The organism is Amycolatopsis alba DSM 44262 (assembly GCF_000384215.1).
Lineage (GTDB): Bacteria > Actinomycetota > Actinomycetes > Mycobacteriales > Pseudonocardiaceae > Amycolatopsis > Amycolatopsis alba.
Window position 1 is genome coordinate 7,451,249 of record NZ_KB913032.1, and the last position, 19,520, is coordinate 7,470,768.

22 protein-coding genes are annotated in these 19,520 nt (G+C 67.8%); 13 read left to right on the plus strand and 9 right to left on the minus strand.

Features of this window, described 5'->3' with window-relative positions; genetic code table 11:
- Nucleotides 1–67: 67 nt before the first annotated feature.
- On the minus strand, nt 68–631 hold the full coding sequence (locus AMYAL_RS0134905) for an ArsR/SmtB family transcription factor (protein WP_020635943.1): 564 nt from the start codon (nt 629–631) through the stop codon (nt 68–70).
- A gap of 250 nt (nt 632–881) precedes the next feature.
- On the opposite strand from AMYAL_RS0134905, the gene AMYAL_RS0134910 reads away from it, so the two are divergent.
- Both AMYAL_RS0134910 and AMYAL_RS0134915 read left to right on the plus strand, forming a co-directional pair.
- Entirely contained in the window at nt 882–2,057 is a 1,176-nt protein-coding gene (locus AMYAL_RS0134910; RefSeq protein ID WP_020635944.1) for a lytic transglycosylase domain-containing protein, read from the plus strand.
- 157 nt (nt 2,058–2,214) lie between these two features.
- Nucleotides 2,215–2,643 (plus strand): pyridoxamine 5'-phosphate oxidase family protein, encoded by a 429-nt coding sequence (locus AMYAL_RS0134915; protein ID WP_020635945.1) that lies wholly within the window; start codon nt 2,215–2,217, stop codon nt 2,641–2,643.
- A 49-nt stretch (nt 2,644–2,692) separates the two neighbouring features.
- Here the strand turns inward: AMYAL_RS0134915 and gcl are convergent, their stop codons facing one another.
- From gcl to AMYAL_RS0134930, 3 genes are read right to left on the minus strand one after another with little or no spacing between them, the layout of a single operon-like run.
- Complete coding sequence (gcl, locus tag AMYAL_RS0134920) at nt 2,693–4,387, minus strand: glyoxylate carboligase (protein WP_084702206.1); 1,695 nt, start codon at nt 4,385–4,387, stop codon at nt 2,693–2,695.
- A 3-nt stretch (nt 4,388–4,390) separates the two neighbouring features.
- A complete protein-coding gene (locus AMYAL_RS0134925) occupies nt 4,391–5,278 on the minus strand; it encodes a 2-hydroxy-3-oxopropionate reductase (protein ID WP_020635947.1) in 888 nt (295 codons plus the stop codon).
- Entirely contained in the window at nt 5,275–6,102 is an 828-nt protein-coding gene (locus tag AMYAL_RS0134930) for a hydroxypyruvate isomerase family protein (protein WP_020635948.1), read from the minus strand. The genes AMYAL_RS0134925 and AMYAL_RS0134930 overlap by 4 nt, the downstream gene beginning before the upstream one ends.
- 218 nt (nt 6,103–6,320) lie before the next feature.
- Here AMYAL_RS0134930 and AMYAL_RS0134935 point away from each other — a divergent pair, with 218 nt between their 5' ends.
- Nucleotides 6,321–7,049: a GntR family transcriptional regulator gene (locus tag AMYAL_RS0134935; protein ID WP_020635949.1), complete on the plus strand. Its 729-nt coding sequence runs from the start codon at nt 6,321–6,323 to the stop codon at nt 7,047–7,049.
- Here AMYAL_RS0134935 and AMYAL_RS50550 read toward each other — a convergent pair.
- Together AMYAL_RS50550 and AMYAL_RS50555 are read right to left on the minus strand one after the other, a co-directional pair.
- Complete coding sequence (locus AMYAL_RS50550) at nt 7,046–7,369, minus strand: MFS transporter (protein ID WP_342364865.1); 324 nt, start codon at nt 7,367–7,369, stop codon at nt 7,046–7,048. The genes AMYAL_RS0134935 and AMYAL_RS50550 overlap by 4 nt on opposite strands.
- On the minus strand, nt 7,275–8,159 hold the full coding sequence (locus AMYAL_RS50555) for an MFS transporter (protein WP_245193223.1): 885 nt from the start codon (nt 8,157–8,159) through the stop codon (nt 7,275–7,277). Before AMYAL_RS50555 ends, AMYAL_RS50550 begins: the two co-directional genes overlap by 95 nt.
- Before the next feature lie 128 nt (nt 8,160–8,287).
- On the opposite strand from AMYAL_RS50555, the gene AMYAL_RS50875 reads away from it, so the two are divergent.
- Complete coding sequence (locus tag AMYAL_RS50875; protein ID WP_280632814.1) at nt 8,288–8,416, plus strand: hypothetical protein; 129 nt, start codon at nt 8,288–8,290, stop codon at nt 8,414–8,416.
- 121 nt (nt 8,417–8,537) lie between these two features.
- Here AMYAL_RS50875 and AMYAL_RS0134945 read toward each other — a convergent pair whose 3' ends face one another.
- Nucleotides 8,538–9,182, minus strand: a complete 645-nt coding sequence (locus tag AMYAL_RS0134945; RefSeq protein WP_020635950.1) for a GNAT family N-acetyltransferase — start codon at nt 9,180–9,182, stop codon at nt 8,538–8,540.
- Between the two features lie 75 nt (nt 9,183–9,257).
- Between AMYAL_RS0134945 and AMYAL_RS0134950 the strand changes: the two genes are divergently transcribed.
- Complete coding sequence (locus AMYAL_RS0134950) at nt 9,258–10,412, plus strand: epoxide hydrolase family protein (RefSeq protein ID WP_020635951.1); 1,155 nt, start codon at nt 9,258–9,260, stop codon at nt 10,410–10,412.
- A gap of 45 nt (nt 10,413–10,457) precedes the next feature.
- Nucleotides 10,458–11,273, plus strand: a complete 816-nt coding sequence (locus AMYAL_RS0134955) for a MerR family transcriptional regulator (protein ID WP_020635952.1) — start codon at nt 10,458–10,460, stop codon at nt 11,271–11,273.
- Here AMYAL_RS0134955 and AMYAL_RS0134960 read toward each other — a convergent pair.
- Nucleotides 11,260–12,081, minus strand: coding sequence for an alpha/beta fold hydrolase (locus tag AMYAL_RS0134960; RefSeq protein ID WP_020635953.1), 822 nt, complete (start codon nt 12,079–12,081; stop codon nt 11,260–11,262). The genes AMYAL_RS0134955 and AMYAL_RS0134960 overlap by 14 nt on opposite strands.
- 44 nt (nt 12,082–12,125) lie before the next feature.
- On the opposite strand from AMYAL_RS0134960, the gene AMYAL_RS0134965 reads away from it, so the two are divergent.
- Both AMYAL_RS0134965 and AMYAL_RS0134970 read left to right on the plus strand, forming a co-directional pair.
- Nucleotides 12,126–12,692, plus strand: a complete 567-nt coding sequence (locus AMYAL_RS0134965) for a GNAT family N-acetyltransferase (protein ID WP_039795977.1) — start codon at nt 12,126–12,128, stop codon at nt 12,690–12,692.
- Nucleotides 12,689–13,315: a LysE family translocator gene (locus tag AMYAL_RS0134970; protein WP_020635955.1), complete on the plus strand. Its 627-nt coding sequence runs from the start codon at nt 12,689–12,691 to the stop codon at nt 13,313–13,315. The genes AMYAL_RS0134965 and AMYAL_RS0134970 overlap by 4 nt, the downstream gene beginning before the upstream one ends.
- Nucleotides 13,316–13,338: 23 nt before the next feature.
- On the opposite strand, the gene AMYAL_RS0134975 is transcribed toward AMYAL_RS0134970, so the two are convergent.
- Complete coding sequence (locus tag AMYAL_RS0134975) at nt 13,339–14,397, minus strand: cobalamin-independent methionine synthase II family protein (RefSeq protein ID WP_020635956.1); 1,059 nt, start codon at nt 14,395–14,397, stop codon at nt 13,339–13,341.
- A gap of 257 nt (nt 14,398–14,654) precedes the next feature.
- Between AMYAL_RS0134975 and AMYAL_RS0134980 the strand changes: the two genes are divergently transcribed.
- From AMYAL_RS0134980 to AMYAL_RS49990, 5 genes are all read left to right on the plus strand, one after another.
- Nucleotides 14,655–14,921, plus strand: a complete 267-nt coding sequence (locus AMYAL_RS0134980) for a DUF3040 domain-containing protein (RefSeq protein WP_026467703.1) — start codon at nt 14,655–14,657, stop codon at nt 14,919–14,921.
- 60 nt (nt 14,922–14,981) lie between these two features.
- Nucleotides 14,982–15,407, plus strand: coding sequence for a YciI family protein (locus tag AMYAL_RS0134985; protein ID WP_020635958.1), 426 nt, complete (start codon nt 14,982–14,984; stop codon nt 15,405–15,407).
- Nucleotides 15,408–16,298: 891 nt separating this feature from the next.
- Entirely contained in the window at nt 16,299–17,351 is a 1,053-nt protein-coding gene (locus AMYAL_RS0134990; protein WP_020635959.1) for a DNA polymerase IV, read from the plus strand.
- A gap of 253 nt (nt 17,352–17,604) precedes the next feature.
- On the plus strand, nt 17,605–19,080 hold the full coding sequence (gene ahcY, locus AMYAL_RS0134995) for an adenosylhomocysteinase (RefSeq protein ID WP_020635960.1): 1,476 nt from the start codon (nt 17,605–17,607) through the stop codon (nt 19,078–19,080).
- 213 nt (nt 19,081–19,293) lie between these two features.
- On the plus strand, nt 19,294–19,449 hold the full coding sequence (locus AMYAL_RS49990; protein WP_020635961.1) for a DUF6131 family protein: 156 nt from the start codon (nt 19,294–19,296) through the stop codon (nt 19,447–19,449).
- Nucleotides 19,450–19,520 lie beyond the last annotated feature (71 nt).

The window sequence follows — 19,520 nt, forward strand, 5'->3', positions numbered from 1 at the left end:
CCGGCGTGGTGACGCGATCCCGGTGGTCGAGTGGCCGCTCTCCCACCGGTCTTTCAGCTCCCCTCCTTCAGTCCCCGTCCGGATCCGGGAACGCCGTCCAGCGCACGAACACCTTCCGCGCGTCCGGGCCGGGTTCCGGCCGCCAATAGCGGCGCAAGAGCTCCAGGTACTCCTCCCAGAACTGCTTGAGCTCTTCGAGGTCGACGTACACGGCGCCGCGCGAGAACACCAGCGCGTCGCCCCATTCACCCAGCTCGCCGCGACGTTCGACGAAACGGGCCATCTGCTCCAGGTCTTCGGTGAACGCGGCGCGATGTGCCTCGTCGAACACCGCGCGCATCTCGTCGCTCTGCTCGCTGTGCCGGGGCCAGCGGATGTCGCGTGACCTGGCGCGCCACCAGCGTTCCTTGCCGTGCGCGAGTTCCGGCGCCTCGTCGAGGAAGCCGTACTTCGCCAGTTCCCGCAGGTGGTAGCTGGTCGCGCCCGAACTCTCCCCCAGTTCCTTGGCCAGCTTCGTCGCCGTCGCGGGCTCGCGGCCCAGCGCCTCCATGATCCGGCGGCGCAACGGATGCGTCATCGCCTTCAGCACGGCGGGATCGGTGATCTCTTCGGGCGTCGGCGGACCGGTCATGGCACCAGGGTAGCCATGCAAAGACACTTGTGCAAAGATTTCTTTGCACGCGGTTCAGACCACACCGCCGAAGTGACGGAAGATTCTGCTGACGTTTCGGTGAACTCAGCGTGAAATTGACAACTTCACTACGAAGGTCTTGTGCCGGGCGGACGAAAACTCGACAGGTTCACAGGTTTTTCGTTGTGTCCTCCCCGGAATTCGGTTGCATCGGATAGTTTTGCCCGGAGTCGACCTTGCGGGAGAGAACATGCCGAAGCACCGCCCTCGACAGACGGACAGGTTGTCCGCCCGGCACCGGACGGCCTTCGCGCTCGCCGGTGGCGCGCTCGCCGTCCTGCCCGCGGTCACCGCGTCGGCGGGTCCCGACGCCCCGATCGCCGCACCGAAGCCCGTCGTACCGCAGAACCAGGCCGCGGCCTGGCAACCGCCGGCGGGCACGGTCCCGGAGATCGCGGTCGACGGCAGTCTCCCCGAGCCGCCCAATCCCGATCCGCTGACCGTTCCCGGCAGCGCCGGCAACGTCGGCGGCTCGTTCGCGCCGTCGGGTGCGCTCGGCATCCCGGCGAGCATGATGAAGGCCTACAAGAACGCGGCCGACATCCTCGCGAAGGAACTGCCCGGCTGTCACATCGACTGGGCGCTGATCGCCAGCATCGGCCGGATCGAGTCCAACCACGCGCGCGGCGGCTATGTCGACGCGAAGGGCAACACCCTCGAACCGATCCTCGGCCCGCAGCTCAACGGAGCCGGACCGTTCGCCGCGATCCCCGACACCGACGGCGGCAAATACGACGGTGACACCGTGTGGGACCGCGCCGTCGGCCCGACGCAGTTCATCCCGTCCACGTGGAAGGGCTACGCCTCCGACGGCAACGGCGACGGCGAGTCGAACCCGAACAACATCTACGACGCGACGCTGGGCTCCGGCCGCTACCTCTGCTCCGGCGGCGTCGACCTGACGTCCGAGCAGACCCAGCGCGTGGCCGTGTACCGCTACAACCACTCGCTGTCCTATGTGGACACCGTGATCCGCTGGGCGGTCGCCTATCGCGGCGGTGTCGCGACGTTCCCGGACAGCCAGGTCCCGGTCGGCGCGCCCGATTCCTCGAACGTCGCCGCCGACACACCCGGCGGCCAGCTCCCGGTCCCGACCCTGCCCGGCACTCCCCCGCCCGGCACGACGGCGCCGCCGACCCCGCTGCCCGGCACGTCCTTCCCGCCGAGCAGCAGCACTCCGCCGAGCAGCAGTTCGCCCTCGAAGCCGACCAGCACACCGCCGTCGTCGACGCCCCCTTCGTCCACCCCTCCTTCGTCCACGCCGCCTTCCTCCTCGAAGCCCCCGTCTTCGACGACGCCTCCGCCGTCCAGCACGTCCGCGGCGCCGTCCTCGACCCCGACCAGTTCCACCTCTCCGACCCCGTAGCGCGTACCCCCGGTGTCCGTGAAGGCCTCCTTGCCTACCTTCAAAGTAGGGAAGGAGGCCTTCACGGACAGGTGGACGAGCGGGTGCCCGGAATGTCCTGAACACGGGCCGCGTTATCGCTTCTCGTAGATCGTCAACCGAGAGAAGCGAGACACGGATGTCGTCTTTCGTCATGACCGCCGAAGAACGGGAAGCCTTCCTGAGCGAGGTCCACATCGGGGTCCTGGCCGTGGAACGGGAAGGACGGGCCCCGCTGGCCGTACCGGTCTGGTACGACTACGAGCCCGGCGGGGAACTCCTGATCTGGATGGACGGCGGTTCGGTCAAGGACAAGGCGATCAAGAAGGCGGGCAGGCTCAGCCTGGTCGCGCAGTCCGAGAGTTTCCCGTACAAGTACGTGACGGCCGAGGGGCCGGTCATCGCCAACGACACGCCGCCGACCCGTGAGCAGGCGCTGAAGATCGCGCACCGCTACCTGCCGGGGGAAGAGGGCACGAAGTACGTCGACGGGGCGCTCAGTGACAACTCCGTGCTGGTCCGCGTCCGGCCGGAGAAGTGGCTGAGCAACGACCAGGGCAAGGCCTGACGAACTGACGGTGCCCGGTCGCCCGCGGGGTGGCGGCCGGGCACCGTCATCAGCCCGCGATCGGCTCGAACTCGACGACGCTGTCGAGCGCCTTGCCCATCGCGGCGTTCCCTTCGCGTTCGATCATGATCTCCACCAGCACCGGCCGCGAGGTCCGCTCGGCCTCCTTGCGCGCCCATTCCAGCGACGCCCGGATCTCACCCGGCTCGGTGACGCGGGTGCCGGAGCAGCCGTAGGCCTCCATGACCTTCACGTTGTCCGTGCCGTTCTTGTCGTAGTGGATGTCGACCTCGAAGTTCATCTCGTAGCCGGTCTCGGCCTGCCGGATGAGCCCCAGGTACTCGTTGTTCAGCATGATCAGCACGAACCCGACGTCGTACTGTGCGGCCACCGCCAGCTCCTCGACGAGGAACTGGAACGAGTAGTCCCCGACGACGCCGACGACCTCGGCCTCCGGTTTCGCCTTCTTGACCCCGATCGCCGCCGGGATCTCCCAGCCGAGCGGCCCGGCCTGGCCGCACACCTGGTAGTGCCGCGGCTTGTGCGCGCGCTGGAACTGCCCGGACCAGATCTGGTACAGCCCGATCGCGGTGACGAAGTAGGCGTCCTCGCCGTAGAACTCGTTGATCTCCTTGAACACGCGCGGCGCCTTGATCGGCGTATCCTCGAAATCCTCCCGCCGGGGCAGGCTCTCCTTCAGTGCTCCGATCCGCTGCGGCCAGGCGCGATCCCGTGCCAGGGAACGCTTCGACGCCGCCTCGATCAGCGCGTCCAGGAACGCGCCCGTGTCCGAGACGATCCCGAGGTCCGGCCCGAACACCTTGCCCAGCTGCGTCGGCTCGATGTCGACGTGGATGAACTTCCGGTTCCCGCGGTAGACGTCGAGGTCACCGGTGTGCCGGTCACCGAACCGCGCGCCGAGCGCCAGCACCAGATCCGCTTCGAGGAAGGCCGCGTTCGCCCACCGCTGCGACGTCTGGATACCGGCCATGCCGGCGAACAGTTCATGGTCCTCGGGGAAGGTCCCCTTGCCCATCAGCGTCACGCCGACCGGGACGCCGAGCAGTTCGGCCACGGTCCGCAGCCTGTCGCTCGCGTCGCCGAGCACGACGCCACCACCCGCGAGGATCAGCGGCCGTTCGGCGGCAAGCAGCAGATCCAGCGCCCGCTCGACCCGCGCCGGGGACGGCGTCGCCCTGATGACCGGCAGCGGCGAGTCGATGCTGGAGTCCCATTCGATCTCCTGCCGCTGGACGTCGATCGGCAGATCGATCAGCACCGGCCCCGGCCGGCCGGAGCGCGCGATCCGGAACGCCTCCCGGAACACCCACGGCAGCTGGGCCGCCTCCTTGACCTGCACCGCCCACTTCGTCACCGGCTTGGCGATCTCGACGATGTCGACGGCCTGGAACGCTTCGGTGTGCAGCTTCCGCGAGTCGGCCTGCCCGGTGATGCACAGGATCGGGATCGAATCGGCCTGCGCGGTGTAGAGCCCGGTGATCATGTTCGTCCCGGCAGGCCCGGAGGTGCCGATCGCGACGCCGACGTTGCCGGTGGTCCGCGCCCAGCCGTCGGCCATATGGGTGGCGCCTTCTTCGTGGCGCACGATCAGATGCTCGATGCCGCTGCCCTGCATCGCGTGGTACAGCGGGAGGATCGCGGCGCCGGGACAGCCGAACGCGGTGTCGACGCCTTCACTGACCAGGACGTCGACGACGGCCTGCATGGCGGGGATTCTGGGCATTCCTCACTCCTTGCTTTCCGCGCCGGACAGCGTTTCGACGACCTTCAGCAGGGCGGAGTGATCGAGCGAGCCGTGGCCCATCGCCCGTCCGGCGGCGACGAGCTGGGCGACCAGCCCGGTGATCGGCAGCGCGACGTCGGCCTGCCTGGCCGCGGCGAGCGCGATGCCCATGTCCTTGTGGTGCAGGTCGATCCGGAAGCCCGGCGCGAAGTCCCGCGCCACCATGGACTTCCGCTTGAGTTCGAGGATCCGGCTGCCCGCCAGGCCGCCCGCGAGGACGTCCAGCCCGACCCCGGCGTCCACGCCGGAGGCCTCCAGCAGGACGATGGCTTCGGCGATCAACGCGTAGGTCCCGCCGACCACGAGCTGGTTGGCCGCCTTGACCACCTGTCCGGCGCCGTGCGGCCCGACGTGGACGATCGTCTTGCCGACCGCCTCCAGGATCGGGAGCGCGGCGGCGAAGTCCGTCTCGTCACCACCGGCCATAATGGACAGTGAGGCCTGCTCGGCGCCCGCCTGGCCACCGGAAACGGGCGCGTCCAACACCCGGATCTCCCGTTCGGCCGCCCGCTCGGCCACCTCGATGGAGGTCTCCGGCCGGATCGTGCTCATGTCGATCAGCAGGGTGCCCGGTTTCGCCGACTCCAGCACGCCGCCCGCCGCCAGCACGACCGCCTCGACCTGCGGATGGTTCGGCAACATGGTGATGACGACTTCGGCGCCGGCCACGGCGTCCGTCACCCCGTTCGCCGCCCGGCCGCCCGCGGCCTCCAACCTCGCGAGGGCGTCCGCGTTCGTGTCGAATCCGCTCACCTCGTGGCCGGCGGCGACGAGGTGTCCCGCCATCGGCCCGCCCATGATCCCCAGTCCGATGAATCCCAGCTTGGTCATGCCAGTCCCCTTCGTTCGAAAGGCAGCCACGACAGCGAATCCGCGCTCGGCCCGTCGGGTTTGTACTCCACCCCGACCTGCCCGCGGTAGCCCGCCGTCTGCAGCTTCTCCAGGTAACCCTCGATGTCCAGCGTTCCGGTCCCCGGCTGGTGGCGCCCTGGGGCATCGGCGATCTGCACATGGCCGATCCGTCCGGTGTGGACGGTCGTGACCGTGTCGAGGTCGTCACCGTTGACCGCCAGGTGGTACAGGTCGGCCAGCAGCTTCACGTTGTCCTGCCCGAGTTCGTCGAGCACTTCCCACACGTCGGCCGCGGTCTTGAGCGGGTACTTTTCCGCCCCCGACAACGGTTCCAAGACTATTTCCGCGTCGATCCGCGCGGCCGCGTCCGACGCGAGCGCCAGATTCGACAGGCCGAGCTTGTCCTGCCCGGCCGGATCCGCGCCGTCGATCCGGTTGCCGTAGAGCGCGTTGAACCGGCGGCAGCCGAGGCGCTCACCGAGCTCGATCGCGGAGGCGACGCTGCGGGCGAACTCGTCCTCGCGACCGGTCCAGGTGACCAGGCCGCGGTCGCCGCCCGCCATGTCGCCGGGAAAGAAGTTCAGCCCGGTCACCGCGACGCCCGCCCGCTCGACCGACGCCACGAACGCGTCGACCTCGGCGGCGTCCGGCACCGGCGTCTCGAACGGCCACCAGTACTCCACAGCGGTGAAGCCCGCCGCGCGCGCCGCCTCCGCGCGGTCGAGCAGCGGCAACTCGGTGAAGACCAGCGACAGGTTCAGCACGTAGGGCAGCGCATGACGCGAACCCGCAAGATCAGCCATCGAAACCTCTGCAATTTCGCTCTGCGGAACTTTTCTTTCGTATATCGAGAATAGCCCGCTTCCCCCTCGTCGGTCAACGCCCGGTATACCGGCGCTCACCCCTCCGTAAGTCCGTGAAGGCCTCCTTGAGGGACTTACGGAGGCGAAGCGGTGAAATGTCGGGATTTTGCATACAGAAAGCTGTATCCTGGGACAGGAACAAGACATCCGGAGGTCCTGTGAGCCAGTCCGCTTCGCCCCTGCCCGACCGCGGCCCCACCGGCCGCCGCACCAAGGGCACGCTCAGCTCGGCGACGGCCAAACGCGTCGAGCGGCCGGCGCCGCTGCGCCAGGTCGTCTACGACGCGCTCGCGGAGCTGATCATCAACCGGACCCTCGAACCCGGACAGCACCTGGTCGAGGCAGACCTCGCCGAGTTCCTGGGCGTGAGCAGGCAGCCGGTCCGGGAAGCGTTGCAGCGCCTGCAAAGCGAAGGCTGGGTCGACCTCCGCCCCGCGCAAGGCGCCTTCGTGCACATGCCCACGGACGAAGAAGCCGATCAACTGCTCAGCGTGCGCACGGTGCTGGAGGCGCACTCCGCGCGTCTCGCCGCCGGCAGGGCCGACCACAAGCACGTCGAACGCCTGTGGGAACTGCAGAAAACCGGGCTGGAGGCGTTGGCCGCCGAGGACACCGAAGGCCTCGTCGCGGCCAACGCCGCGCTCCACGCGTTCATCACCGAGCTGTCCGGGAACACCGTCCTGGCCGAGATGATCGGCATGGTCGATCGCCGGGTCCGCTGGTACTACACGCCGATCGCCCGTCCTCGCAGCCACGACGCCTGGCAGGAGCACGAGGAACTGATCAAGGCCATCGCCGCCGGTGACGCCACCGCCGCCGAACGGATCATGAACCAGCACACCGAACGCACCAGGCTGGCCTTCCACGAACGTCCGAAAGAGGGCTAAGCGGGATTCAATTCCTGCTCACGCCGAGGAGTCCGTGTCCGCGAACGCCCTGGCTGATGCAGCAGCAGGCTGAGCCCGGCCGCGAACAGGCTCGTTCCGCCCGCGAGGAAAAACGCGCCGCCGTAACCCCACGCCACCACGACCATCGCGCCGACCCCGGAGCCGACCATGCCCGAGATCAGCTTCGAACTGTAGACCAGGCCGTAGTTGCTGGCGTTGTTGTTCTCACCGTAGAAGTCCGCGGTCATCGCCGCGAACAGCGGGAAGATCGCACCGCCGCCGAAACCGGAGACCATCGAGGCCAGCAGGAACAACGGCATGCTGCCGATCGAGCCGAACACCGGTCACCGCGAACTGCGCGAGGCCGAGCACGACACAGACCATGAACAGGGTCTGCCGACGGCCGTAGCGATCGGAGATCCAGCCGATCACACCGCGGCCGGTGCCGTTGATGATCGCCTTCAGGCTCATCGCCAGTGCGACGATCCCGCCCGCGAAACCCATCTCGTTGCCGAACGGGACCTGCATCGCGATGCCGAAGATGTTCACCCCGGCCGTGCACAGCAGGCAGAACCACATCAGCGGCAGCATCCCGGTCCGGAGCGCCTCGCGGGGCGTGTACTGCTTCACCGCGGGCGGGTTCTTTCGCAGCGATCGGCGGACCCGCGGGTCTTCGGACACCTTCAGCGGGTCGACGTGCGATGGCCACCAGTTCTTCGGCGGGTCCTGGAAGTAGAAGCCGCTGGCCGCGAGCCCCACCGCCAGGAAGACACCGACCACGAGCAGGACAGCCGAAAAGTTGGAAAGGTCCATATAGGACGTGAAGAGGAAGATGAACGGCACCGAACCGTAGGCGAAGCCGCCGTTGACGAATCCGGTCTTCCCGCCCCGCCGTTCCGGATACCACTTCCCCACCATGTTGACGCAGGTCGCGTACACCAGGCCCGCCCCGCCCCCACCGAAGAAGCCGAAGCCGAGATAGGCCCAGAACGAACTGGGCGCGTAGGCCAAGGACACATAGGCCAGCAGGGTGCCGGCGGCGCCGAGCAGCATCGCCGCCTTGGCAGGCAGCTTGCCGTTCTCCCGCATCTTCCCCGCCGGGAAGGCCACGATCGCCTGGAAGCTCGCGCAGCCGGGCAGCCGGGTACACCGCGCACGCCTGGCACACCGTCCACAGCACGAAGGAGACGACCACTTCGGGGAACGTCCAGCCGTAAGCCGTCATCAGGACCGGTGCGATGACGCCGAAGCCGTACTGCTGGATCCCGGCGGCGAACATCGCGGCCCAGCTGAGCCACGACATCCATGACCGGGGTCTGCCGAGCAGGTCCACGTCGCTCTCGCCGACGCGATACCGGCGCCCGTAGTGGTCCCGCAGGATTCGAGGATCGGGCATCGGTCCCACCCGCTCACGGCAGATTGTATACAGTATGTAGTTTGGTTATAGCAGCCCTCAGCCCGGAAGTCCACGCAGGGCAGAGCCGACCGTCAGACGAGGCCCAGCACCGGGAGACACTCCTGGACACCGGCGAGTTCGATGTCGTCGCGCCGCGCCCGGTCCCAGGCGTCCCTGGTCAACCGCCAGCATTGGATCAGCCCGACCTCACCGCGCCGGGTGTCCCATGTGGTGCCGTTCTTCTCGTAACCCAGCGCCCTGGACACCCGGTTGGACGCATCATTGTCGGCGAAGGCGTCACTTGATGCTTCCCGCGCGCCCAGTCCAGCGAAGGCCAGATGCAACACGGCCGTGCGCATCTCCTTCCCAAGGCCACGTCCGCGCTGTCCCGGCGCCAGCCACGAGAAACTGGAGACCGTCCCGAACTTGGCGAAATCGGTCCCGATCAGGTCCTGCATCCCGACCGGCTCGCCGTCAAGCAACACGACGAAATACAGCCGCCAGAAGCTCGGGTCGACGCGGGCGCGTCCCGCCCAGATCCCCCGCAGCCACCGCCATTCGCGGTCGGGATTGTCCGCGTACAAAGAGATCGGATCGTCGAACGGCCATGGCGCGGTTTCCGCGACACCGGCACGGACGGTCGGGACCAGCCGCTCCAGCAACTCGTCCGACGCCCCGGCCAAGGTCAGCCGCGGCGTCCGTACCTCGATGTTCAGCGGAGGGTAGGTGTGGCTCACCCTGGCGACGGTAGGCGGACGGGACCGCACGGCGCATCGGATTTTTGTCGGATGCCGTTGTTAGCGTCGGCGGATATGGAGACAACGCCTTTCCGAGCCCGGATCCCGGAGGCCGATCTCGAAGACCTCCGCGCCCGGCTCCGCCGCACCCGCTGGCCCGAAGACGAGACCGTCGACGGCTGGTCGCAAGGAGTGCCCGCCGCGTACCTGCGCGAGCTCTGCTCGTACTGGGCGGAAACCTACGACTGGCGTGCCGCGGAGTCCCGGCTCAACGCGATCCCCCAGTTCAGGAGCGAGATCGACGGTCTCGGCATCCACTACTTGCATGCCCGCTCCCCGCATCCCGGCGCGCTGCCGCTGATCCTCAGTCACGGCTGGCCGGGGTCGATCTTCGAATTCCTCGACGTGGTCGGCCCGCTCACCGATCCGGTCGCCCATGGCGGCGACGCGGCCGACGCCTTCCACGTCGTCGTGCCGTCCCTGCCTGGTTACGGCTTCAGCGACAAACCCGCCAAGCCGGGCTGGTCGATCCAGCGCATCGCTGACACGTGGATCCACCTCATGGACGGCCTTGGCTACGAACGCTTCGGCGCCCAAGGCGGCGATTGGGGCACGAGCATCACCACGCTCATGGGACGGACGGCGCCCGAGCGCCTGGCCGGGATCCACCTCAACCCGCCGCTGGCGGCACCGGATCCGGCGACGTTCGGCGACCTCACCGAAGCCGAGCGGAAATCGCTCGACGATCTCGAACGCGGGAACGCGGACGGTTCGGGTTACGCGAACTTGCAGAGGACGAGGCCTCAGACGATCGGCTACGCGCTCGCCGACTCGCCGACCGCGCTGTGCGCGTGGATCGTCGAGAAGTTCCAGGCCTGGACGGATTGCGGCGGTCATCCGGAGAACGCGCTGAGCCGGGACGCGATGCTCGACGACATCACGCTCTATTGGCTGACCGGGACCGGCGCCTCGTCCGCGCGCTTGTACTGGGAGAGTTTCGCCGAGGTGTCGAGCTGGTTCACCGATTCCACTGTGGACACGATCGCCGTGCCGACGGGCTGCTCGATCTTCCCGCGCGAGTCGCCGCGGCCGTCCCGTCGCTGGGCCGAGCGCCGGTTCACCGACATCCGGTACTGGAACGAATTGGAGCGAGGAGGCCACTTCGCGGCTTTCGAGCAGCCGGCTGTGTTCACCGAGGAGGTGCGGTCGTTCTTCCGGCTCGTGCGGTGACCGCTTGACTGTGACACCGTGTCAGGCTGTCGGCTGGGAGGCGTCATGTTCAGTATCGGAGATTTCGCCAAGCACGGCCGGGTGTCGGTCCGGATGCTGCGTCACTACGACGCCATCGGGCTGCTGCGGCCCGCCCACGTCGACCCGTTCAGCGGGTACCGGTCCTACACCGGTGACCAGCTGGCCCGGCTCAACCGGGTGATCGCGCTCAAGGATCTCGGCTTCACGCTCACCCAGGTGCAGGAGATCCTCGACGCGGAGATCGGCGCGGACGAGTTGCGCGGGATGCTGCGGCTGCGTCGCGCCGAGCTCGAAGCGGCCATCGCGGCCGACGAGGCACGGCTCAAGGCTGTCGAAGCGAGGCTCCGGTCGATCGAAAGAGAGGGAAGCATGCCTTCCGAAGACGTCGTCGTCAAAAGCCTGCCCGCGGTCCGCGTCGCCGAACTGACCGGCACGGCGAGCGGATACGTGAACGACGAGATCGGGCCGGTCGTGCAGGATCTGTACAAGCAGCTGTTCGGGGCGCTCGGCCCGATCACGCCGTCCGGACCGCTCATCGCCTACTACGAGGACGACTCCGACGGCGAACGGGTGCTGATCCACGCCGCCGTCCCGATCGCGGCCGAGACCGACGGCTCCGAAGGATTCTCGACGGTGAGCCTCGCCGAAGTGACGGCTGCGGCGACGATCCTGCACCGGGGTTCGATGGCGACCGTCCTCGCCAGCTATCAGGCACTCGCGAAGTGGGTCGACGCGCACGGGTATCGCGCGAGCGGCCCGGCAAGGGAGTTCTATCTCGAGTGTCCCGACGACGGGGACAAGTGGGTCACCGAGCTGCAGCAGCCGATCACCAAGGCCTGACGTACTGCTCCAGGAAGTCGGTCACGGCGCCGCGGACCGCGTCAGGCGCCTCCAGCCACGGCACGTGACCGACTCCGGGCAGCCGCACCCTGGTTACCGACGGCAGGGCCCGCTCCAGCGAGTCGACGGCCCATCGGGGACGGTTGTCCGCCATCCCGTCCACGATCAGCGTCGGCACCCGCAGCGACCGGCAAGCCTCGACGAGCTCCGGCTCCGGTACCGTCCGCATCTCTTCGCCCAGCGCGGCGTTCGCCTCGTAGTTGATCGGGAACCAGGGCGTCGCCATCGCCTCGGCATGGCGACCGCCGTCGGCGACGAAATCGGCCGTCCACTGCAGCACCGCGAGCTCACGCTCTTCGGGCTCATCGCGGTCCATCGCGCGAAGCTCGGCCCACCGCCGGTGCCGTTCCCCCAGCACCCGCTCGAACTTCCGCTTGAACTCCTCATGCCAGTCGTGACCGAGGCCGACACCCGACACGTAGACGAGCGCGCTCACCCGCTCCGGGTGCGCGAGGGCATAGAGAAGACCGAGGTGCGCGCCCCACGAATGCCCGAGCACCGCGACGCGGTCGAGCCCGTGCCACTCACGGACGGCGTCGACGTCGGCCACCATTCGCTCGATCGTGTAAGGGCCGCGCGGTGCCGAGCGGCCCGCGCCGCGCTGATCCCAGCGGATCAGCCGGAAGCCCGGACCGGGATCGAGCGTGCCGAACATGTCCCACAGACCCGGCCCGCCATGGCAGCACAGGATCGGCTCGCCCCGGCCGGTCGTCGAGGTCCACAGCTCGCAGCCGTCGTCGGAGATCACCGCACGATTATCCGTCAGGCGCGGCATTGGCTATCTTCCGCGACATGACGACATACACACCACCGCAGCGGACGGCCACCCTCGCCGACGCGCCCGCGATCGCGGCGCTGATGCGGGCCTCGGTGCTGGAGTTGTTCCCCCGGTTCTACGACGAGCGGCAGACCGCGAGCGCGGCGAAGCACATCGCGGCCATCGATCTGCTGCTGATCGAGGACGGGACCTACTTCGTGCACGAGGCGGACGGCGAGATCGTCGCGTGCGGAGGCTGGAGCAAGCGCAACAAGACGCACGCCGGCGACGGCGACGCGGCGGACGACGACCGCCCGCTCGACCCGGCCACCGAGCCGGCGCGGGTGCGCGCCATGTTCGTGCGCGGCGACTGGACCCGGCGCGGCCTCGGGCGCGCGATCCTCGAATCGTGCCGTCTCGCGGCGAAAGCCGCGGGATTCACCTCGCTGACCCTGACCGCGACCATGCCCGGCGTCCCGCTGTACCGGTCGTTCGGCTTCACCGAAGTCGAACGGGTGATGATGACGACGCCCGACGGCGTCGACATCCCTGGGGCGATCATGGTCAAAGACATCGACAGGCCGGATAGCATCGGACCATGATCTCCGGGGCTACCGCACTCTCGTTCGTCTTGATCTGCCTGCTCGGCGCCATGGCACCCGGCCCGGATTTCCTGGTGGTCACCCGCAGCGCGATCCTCGGCGGGCGCAAGGCCGGGGTCGCGGCCGGACTCGGCATCGCGCTCGGCGTGTTCGTCTGGGTGGTCGCGATCGCGCTCGGCGTCGCGGCGATCCTCACCGTGTCGGCGATCGCCTTCACCGTGGTGAAGCTGATCGGCGCCGCGTACCTGATCTACCTCGGGGTCAAGGCGTGGCTGGCGGTGCGCCGGGGCGACTACAGCGAACTCAAGGACAAGGCGACACCCGTCGTCTCGACCAGGGAAGCGTTCCGCCAGGGGTTGCTGACCAACCTGCTCAACCCGAAGGTCGCCGTCTTCTTCCTCGCGCTGATCCCCCAGTTCCTCCCGCATTCGGCCTCGACCGCCCAGACCCTGCAGCTGGCGGTGCTGGCCACGACGGTGGCCGTGGTGTGGACGTTCACCCTGGCGACGCTGGTCGGCTCACTCCGGCGGTTCTTCAGCTCCGGCCGCGTCCGGCGCGGGATGGACGCGGTGATGGGCACCTTCCTGGTCGGGCTCGGCATCAAGGTCGCCGTCCAGAACTGACCGAAGGTGCCCATCACGCCACGTCAGAGCGCTTCGGCGGCGAGGCGGGTGCCTTCGACACGGGCGGCGATCTTGGCGAACGCGGTCTCGCGCGACGTCGAGGTGTCGTCGGCGAACGGCGAAAAACCGCAGTCGTCACAGGTACCGAGCCGGTCCGGCGAGATGTACTGGGCGGCGCGGAGGACCCTGTCCCGGACCTCCTCGGGGGTTTCGACACGCGGGTCGATCGGGTCGGTCACGCCGACGAAGATCCGCTGTTCCGGGCCTGCGTGCTCGGCGATCACCCGCAGCGCCCGCTCGGGATCCGCCTCGCTGGCCAGCTGGACGTAGACGTTGCCCACCTTCAGCTGGAACAACGTCGGGAGCAGGCCCGCGTAGTCGACGTCGAGGCTGTGCACCGAGTCCTGGTCGCCGCCGGGGCAGGTGTGCACGCCGATCTTCTTCCTCTCCTCGTCGGAGAACCGGTCCAGCACGGCGTTGTTCAGGTCCACAAAGGACTGCAGCAGTCCGCCGGACGGGTCGAGCTTCAGCGACAACCTGCCTTCGGTGAAGTCGATCTGAACACTGTCCGCGCCCGCGTCCAGACTGCGCCGGATATCGGCTTCCGCCTCATTCACCAGGTCGGCAATGAACTGTTCTTTGTCATATCCGGCCAATTCTTCACCGGGATAGACGAGCCCGATCGCCGACGCCGCGATCACCGCCTGCTTCACCGGTTTGGTCGCGTGCTTCTTCGCTTCGCGCAGATAAGTGTCGGCGTAGGTCTGATAGCGGAAAGGTCCGGCGGTCAGCTTCGGAAGCTGCCGGGTGTGCCCGTCGGCGAAGGGGATGACGACGCCGTCGGACGCCAGGGAAGCGAGGCCCGCCAAGGGATACGTGGCGAAGCTGGGTTTGCCCTGTTCACCATCGGTGATGACCGGCGAACCGGTCTCCTCCAGTCGTTTGATGGTGTCCACGAGGGCTTTTTCCTGCAACTCGCCGAGCCCGTCGGCGTCGAGCCGCCCGGCCGCGTGCTCGCCGAGCGCTTCGACGAGATAGCCCGGACGGGGAATGCTGCCGATCGGTTCGGTGGGTATGGTCATTGCTCTCGTCCTCCCAGATGGAGCAGCCGTGACCGCCATGGCCACAAGCGCAGAAACTACCGATCACCCCCCTCTTTGACGATCTTTCCCCGTGCCGAGACCACCAATGGCGCAACCATTCGGACCATGAGGGCTGTTCCATTCGCCAATCCGTATAGGCCGTTATACAAAATGGGCGCGAAATTCGATGCTTACCCGACCCGGTACCGGGGTATTCCGTGGATGTCGACGGCCGGGGCGCGCCGAAGGAGAAACCGATGCTGAGCCATCATGATCGGCAAGAGCTGGAGAAGATCGAGCGCTGGTTCGAGCTCACCGAACCCGCGCTGGCCGCCCGGCTCGGCTCCGGCAGGCCCGCGCGTCCCCCGTTGCTCCGGCTCGTGGTCGTCCTGACTCTCGACATCCTCGCCGGCTTGCTCATGCTGGCGGGCATGGTGCTGAGCAGCCCGGCCCTTCTGCTGACCGGGATGATCACCGTGACCACGGCGGTGATCGTGCATCTGTCCCGGTTCGGGCGCGACTGACACCCTCCCGTGCGCCGGTAGAGTCCGGGCGAAACGTCCGGTTCACTGGGAGGAAGACGCATGCGGTACATGATCATCATCAAGGCGGACGAGGATTCCGAAGCCGGGAAGCTGCCGCCGATGGAGGCCTTCACCGCCATGGCGAAGTTCAACCAGGAGATGCACGACGCCGGAATCCTTCTGAGCGGCGAAGGACTCCAGCAGAGCTCGAAGGGTGCGCGGGTCACGATCGGCGCCGCCGGGACCACCGTCACCGACGGCCCGTTCACCGAAGCCAAGGAACTCGTCGGCGGCTTCTGGATCGTCGATGTCCCGTCGCGCGCCGAGGCGATCGAGTGGGCGAAGCGCTGTCCCACTCCCCCGAACAGCGACACCGTGCTCGAGGTCCGCAAGATCCTCGAAGCCGAGGACTTCGGCGAGGCCTTCACCCCGGAACTGCAGGAGAACGAGCAGCGGATGCGCGACGAGATCGCCGAACGGTCTTGAGTGACAAGGCAAAGGTGTCGGCCGGGGTGGTCGTGAGTGGCGTTTCGGGTTCTGGCGGTCCTTACCACTCACGACCGTCGCGAGGGCGGTTGTCGCGGTGTCCTGAAGGCCCCCTTTGAGACGTTGAACGTCTCAAAGGAGGCCTTCAGGACACCCGTGCACCTCTGGCTCGTTCACGGCCCCGCCCGGCCGACCCCGCGTCCAGTGAGGCCGGGCAGCGCCGCGAAAGCCACTTTCGGGACATCAGGCGTCGCGAAAGTGGCTTTCACGACACCCGCGGCCGCGAACTCGCGTGACGGAAGAGACGACACACGTGTCCAGATGGACGCCACGCGACGGACCCCATGATCAACCGCGGCCACGATCCAGTAGGCACCTAAGACACCCTTGGCTCTGACCCGAAACGCCACTCACGACCAGCTGTACCGACGTCTCACCGCCGCGTGACCGGCCGGACGGCTCGTGTGATCAGACGGACGACACGCGTGACTGCGTGGACGACACGATCGCGGCCGGGTGCCCGCCGTGAGTCGTCCACCTGGACACAGGTGTCGTCCAGCCGGTCACGTGTGCCGTCCGTCCAGTCACACGAAACCGCCCACCAGTAGGTACCTGAGACACGGATGGCCCTAACCCGAAACGCCACTCACGACCCCCTCGGCCCACACCGTCGCGCCCCCTCTCGCGGTACGCGCGTGGCGATCCGCAAGTCCGTGAAGGCCTCCTTGAGGGACTCTGAGTCCCTCAAGGAGGCCTTCACGGACCGGACCCGGAACACGACCCCCGGTCTGCGGGTCGGCGGCGTTGCGAAAGCCACTTTCGCAACATCCGGAACCGGCACGAGGGCGAGCGAGCACGGCACCTTCGCCTTGCCCTCAGTAGGCTCACCTCGTGGCCGTCCAGGAGTGGGTGCTTCACGTCGACCTCGACCAGTTCATCGCGGCGGTCGAGGTCGCCCGGCGGCCGGAGCTGCGCGGCAAGCCCGTGGTCGTCGGCGGCACCGGCGACCCGGCCGAACGGGCCGTGGTGGCGACGGCTTCGTACGAGGCGCGGGAGTTCGGCATCCAGTCCGGGATGCCGTTGCGAACCGCCGCGAAACGCTGTCCTGACGCGATCTTCCTGGCGACCGACGCGCCCGCGTACCAAGAAGTCTCCGATCGGGTGATGGCGACGCTGCGGGAATTCCCGGTGGTGGTCGAGGTGCTCGGCTGGGACGAGGCGTTCCTCGGCGCCGCCATCGACGATCCCGAGGCGCTCGCCGCCGACATCCGGCGGGTGGTGGCCGAGGAGACCGGGCTGTCCTGCTCGGTCGGTATCGGGGACAACAAGCTGCGAGCCAAACTCGCCACCGGATTCGCCAAACCGGCCGGGATCTACCGTCTCGTCCAGGAGAACTGGTGGGACGTCATGGCCGAGAAGCCGACGGACGCGCTTTGGGGCATCGGCACCAAGACCACGAAGAAGCTCGCCGAGGCCGGCTATCACACCGTGCTGGAGCTGGCGGGCGCCGATCCGGCGGACCTCGCCGTCCGGTTCGGCCCGAAGCTCGGCCCGTGGTACCGGATCCTCGCCGGGGGAATCGGCGACACCGAAGTCACCGCGACGCCTTATGTCGCACGGTCCCGGAGCCGTGAGACGACTTTCCAGCAGAACCTGACCGACCCCGACGCCATGGCGGCCGAAGTCGCCACGCTGGCGAAGCGCGTTTCGCAGGACGTCGCCGAAGAAGGAAGGCCCGCCGCGCGGGTCGCGGTCAAGGTCCGGTTCGCACCGTTCCTGACCCATACGCACAGCGTGACCCTGCCCGCACCGACCGCGGACCCGGCCGAGATCGAGAAGGCGGCCCTGACCGTCCTCGGCATGTTCGACCTCGGCAGACCGGTCCGGCTGCTGGGGGTCCGGGCCGAATTCCTCTCGACGGCGGAGCGATCCGCGTCGCCTTGACAGCGCTCGCGGCGCTTTGCCATCCTGGTTCCGGGCCGAGAGGCGCTGCGACGGAATTCTTCCGCCACGCTCGGCCCGCTGCGACAGACGTAAGGGCGCCTCCCACCGCGGAGGTGCCTTTCTTGCGTCAGAACCCTTTTCCGGCCTTCTTCGTCGAGGCCGTGCGCTGAACGACCCCCGCACTGACACCGTCCTTTCCGCCACCGGCGAGAAGGACCGCTCCGCCTTGCCTTCCTTGATGATTGGAGAACCTGTGAGCCCCACCCTGTCCAAGGTCAACGGGATCGAATTCGCCGTCGCCGACCTCTCCCTCGCCGAGGCGGGCCGCAAGCAGCTGCGCCTCGCCGAGGTCGAGATGCCCGGCTTGATGGCGCTGCGCCGCGAGTACGCCGACTCGCAGCCGCTGAAGGGCGCGCGGGTCGCGGGTTCGCTGCACATGACCGTCCAGACCGCCGTGCTGATCGAGACGCTCGTCGCGCTGGGCGCCGAAGTGCGCTGGGTGTCCTGCAACATCTTCTCCACGCAGGACGAGGCGGCCGCGGCCGTCGTCGTCGGCCCGGACGGCACCGTCGAGAAGCCCTCGGGCTCGGCGGTGTTCGCGTGGAAGGGCGAGACCCTCGCCGAGTACTGGTGGTGCACCGACCAGCTCTTCGACTTCGGTGACGGCCGCCTCCCGAACATGGTCCTCGACGACGGCGGCGACGCGACCCTGCTGATCCACAAGGGTGTCGAGTTCGAGGCCGCCGGCGCCGTCCCGAAGGCGACCGAGGAGGACGGCGAGGAGTACGGCCTCGTGCTGGAGACGCTGCGCGAGAGCCTCGGCCGCGACACCGGCCGGTTCACCCGCATCGCCAAGGAGGTCCGCGGGGTCACCGAGGAGACCACCAACGGCGTCAAGCGGCTCTACAAGCTCGCCAAGGAAGGCGAACTGCTCTTCCCGGCGATGAACGTGAACGACTCGGTGACGAAGTCGAAGTTCGACAACAAGTACGGCATCCGTCACTCGCTCATCGACGGTCTCAACCGCGGCACCGACGTGATGATCGCGGGCAAGGTCGCGGTCATCTGCGGTTACGGTGACGTCGGCAAGGGCGCGGTGGAATCGCTGCGGGGCCAGGGCGCCCGCGTGGTCGTCACCGAGATCGACCCGATCTGCGCGCTGCAGGCGGCGATGGAGGGCCTCGACGTCGTGGAACTCGACGACGTCGTCGAGCGCGGCGACATCTTCATCACCACCACCGGCAACTTCGACATCATCATGGCCGACCAGATGGCCAAGATGAAGCACAACGCGATCGTCGCGAACGTCGGGCACTTCGACAACGAGATCGACATGGCCGGGCTCGCGAAGATCCCCGGCATCCAGAAGATCGAGATCAAGCCGCAGGTGCACGAATGGGTCTTCCCCGCGACGGCCGACCGTGCGGCACACTCGATCATCGTGCTGTCCGAGGGCAGGCTGATGAACCTCGGGAACGCGACCGGCCACCCGAGCTTCGTGATGTCGAACTCCTTCACCAACCAGACGATCGCGCAGATCGAGCTGTTCACGAAGCAGGGCGAGTACGCCACCGACGTCCACGTGCTTCCGAAGCACCTCGACGAGAAGGTGGCGCGCCTGCACCTCGACGCGCTGGGCGTCCGGCTGACGAAGCTGACCAAGCGCCAGGCCGAGTACATCGGCGTGGACGTCGAGGGTCCGTACAAGCTGGACCACTACCGCTACTGAGGTCCCGCCGCTCATCGCTGAGATGTCCCGAGCGCCACGTTTGAGACGGTGAACGTCCCGAGCGTGGCGCTCGGGACATCCGCGCATTAGACCGAATGCGTGAAAAATGCGGCCGGATGGACCTGTTTCTCGCGGAGTGAGGCGGGAATCCCTTGAGTAGCCACACCCCGGCGGCAAGCAGGCCGGGGCGACTACGAAGGAGAAGGTGCCCCCGTGATCATTCTCGGCGTCATCCTGATTGTCATCGGTGTCATCGCCACCATCCCTGTCCTGTACTCGATCGGGATCGCGCTCGCGGTCATCGGGATCATCCTGGCCGTCCTCGGGAACACCGGGAAGGCCATCGGCGGTCGCGCCCACTGGTACTGAGCACCAGCACCGAAACGGACCGGGCACCCATGGGTGCCCGGTCCGTTTTCGTGACATGAAGGGGTCCCCCG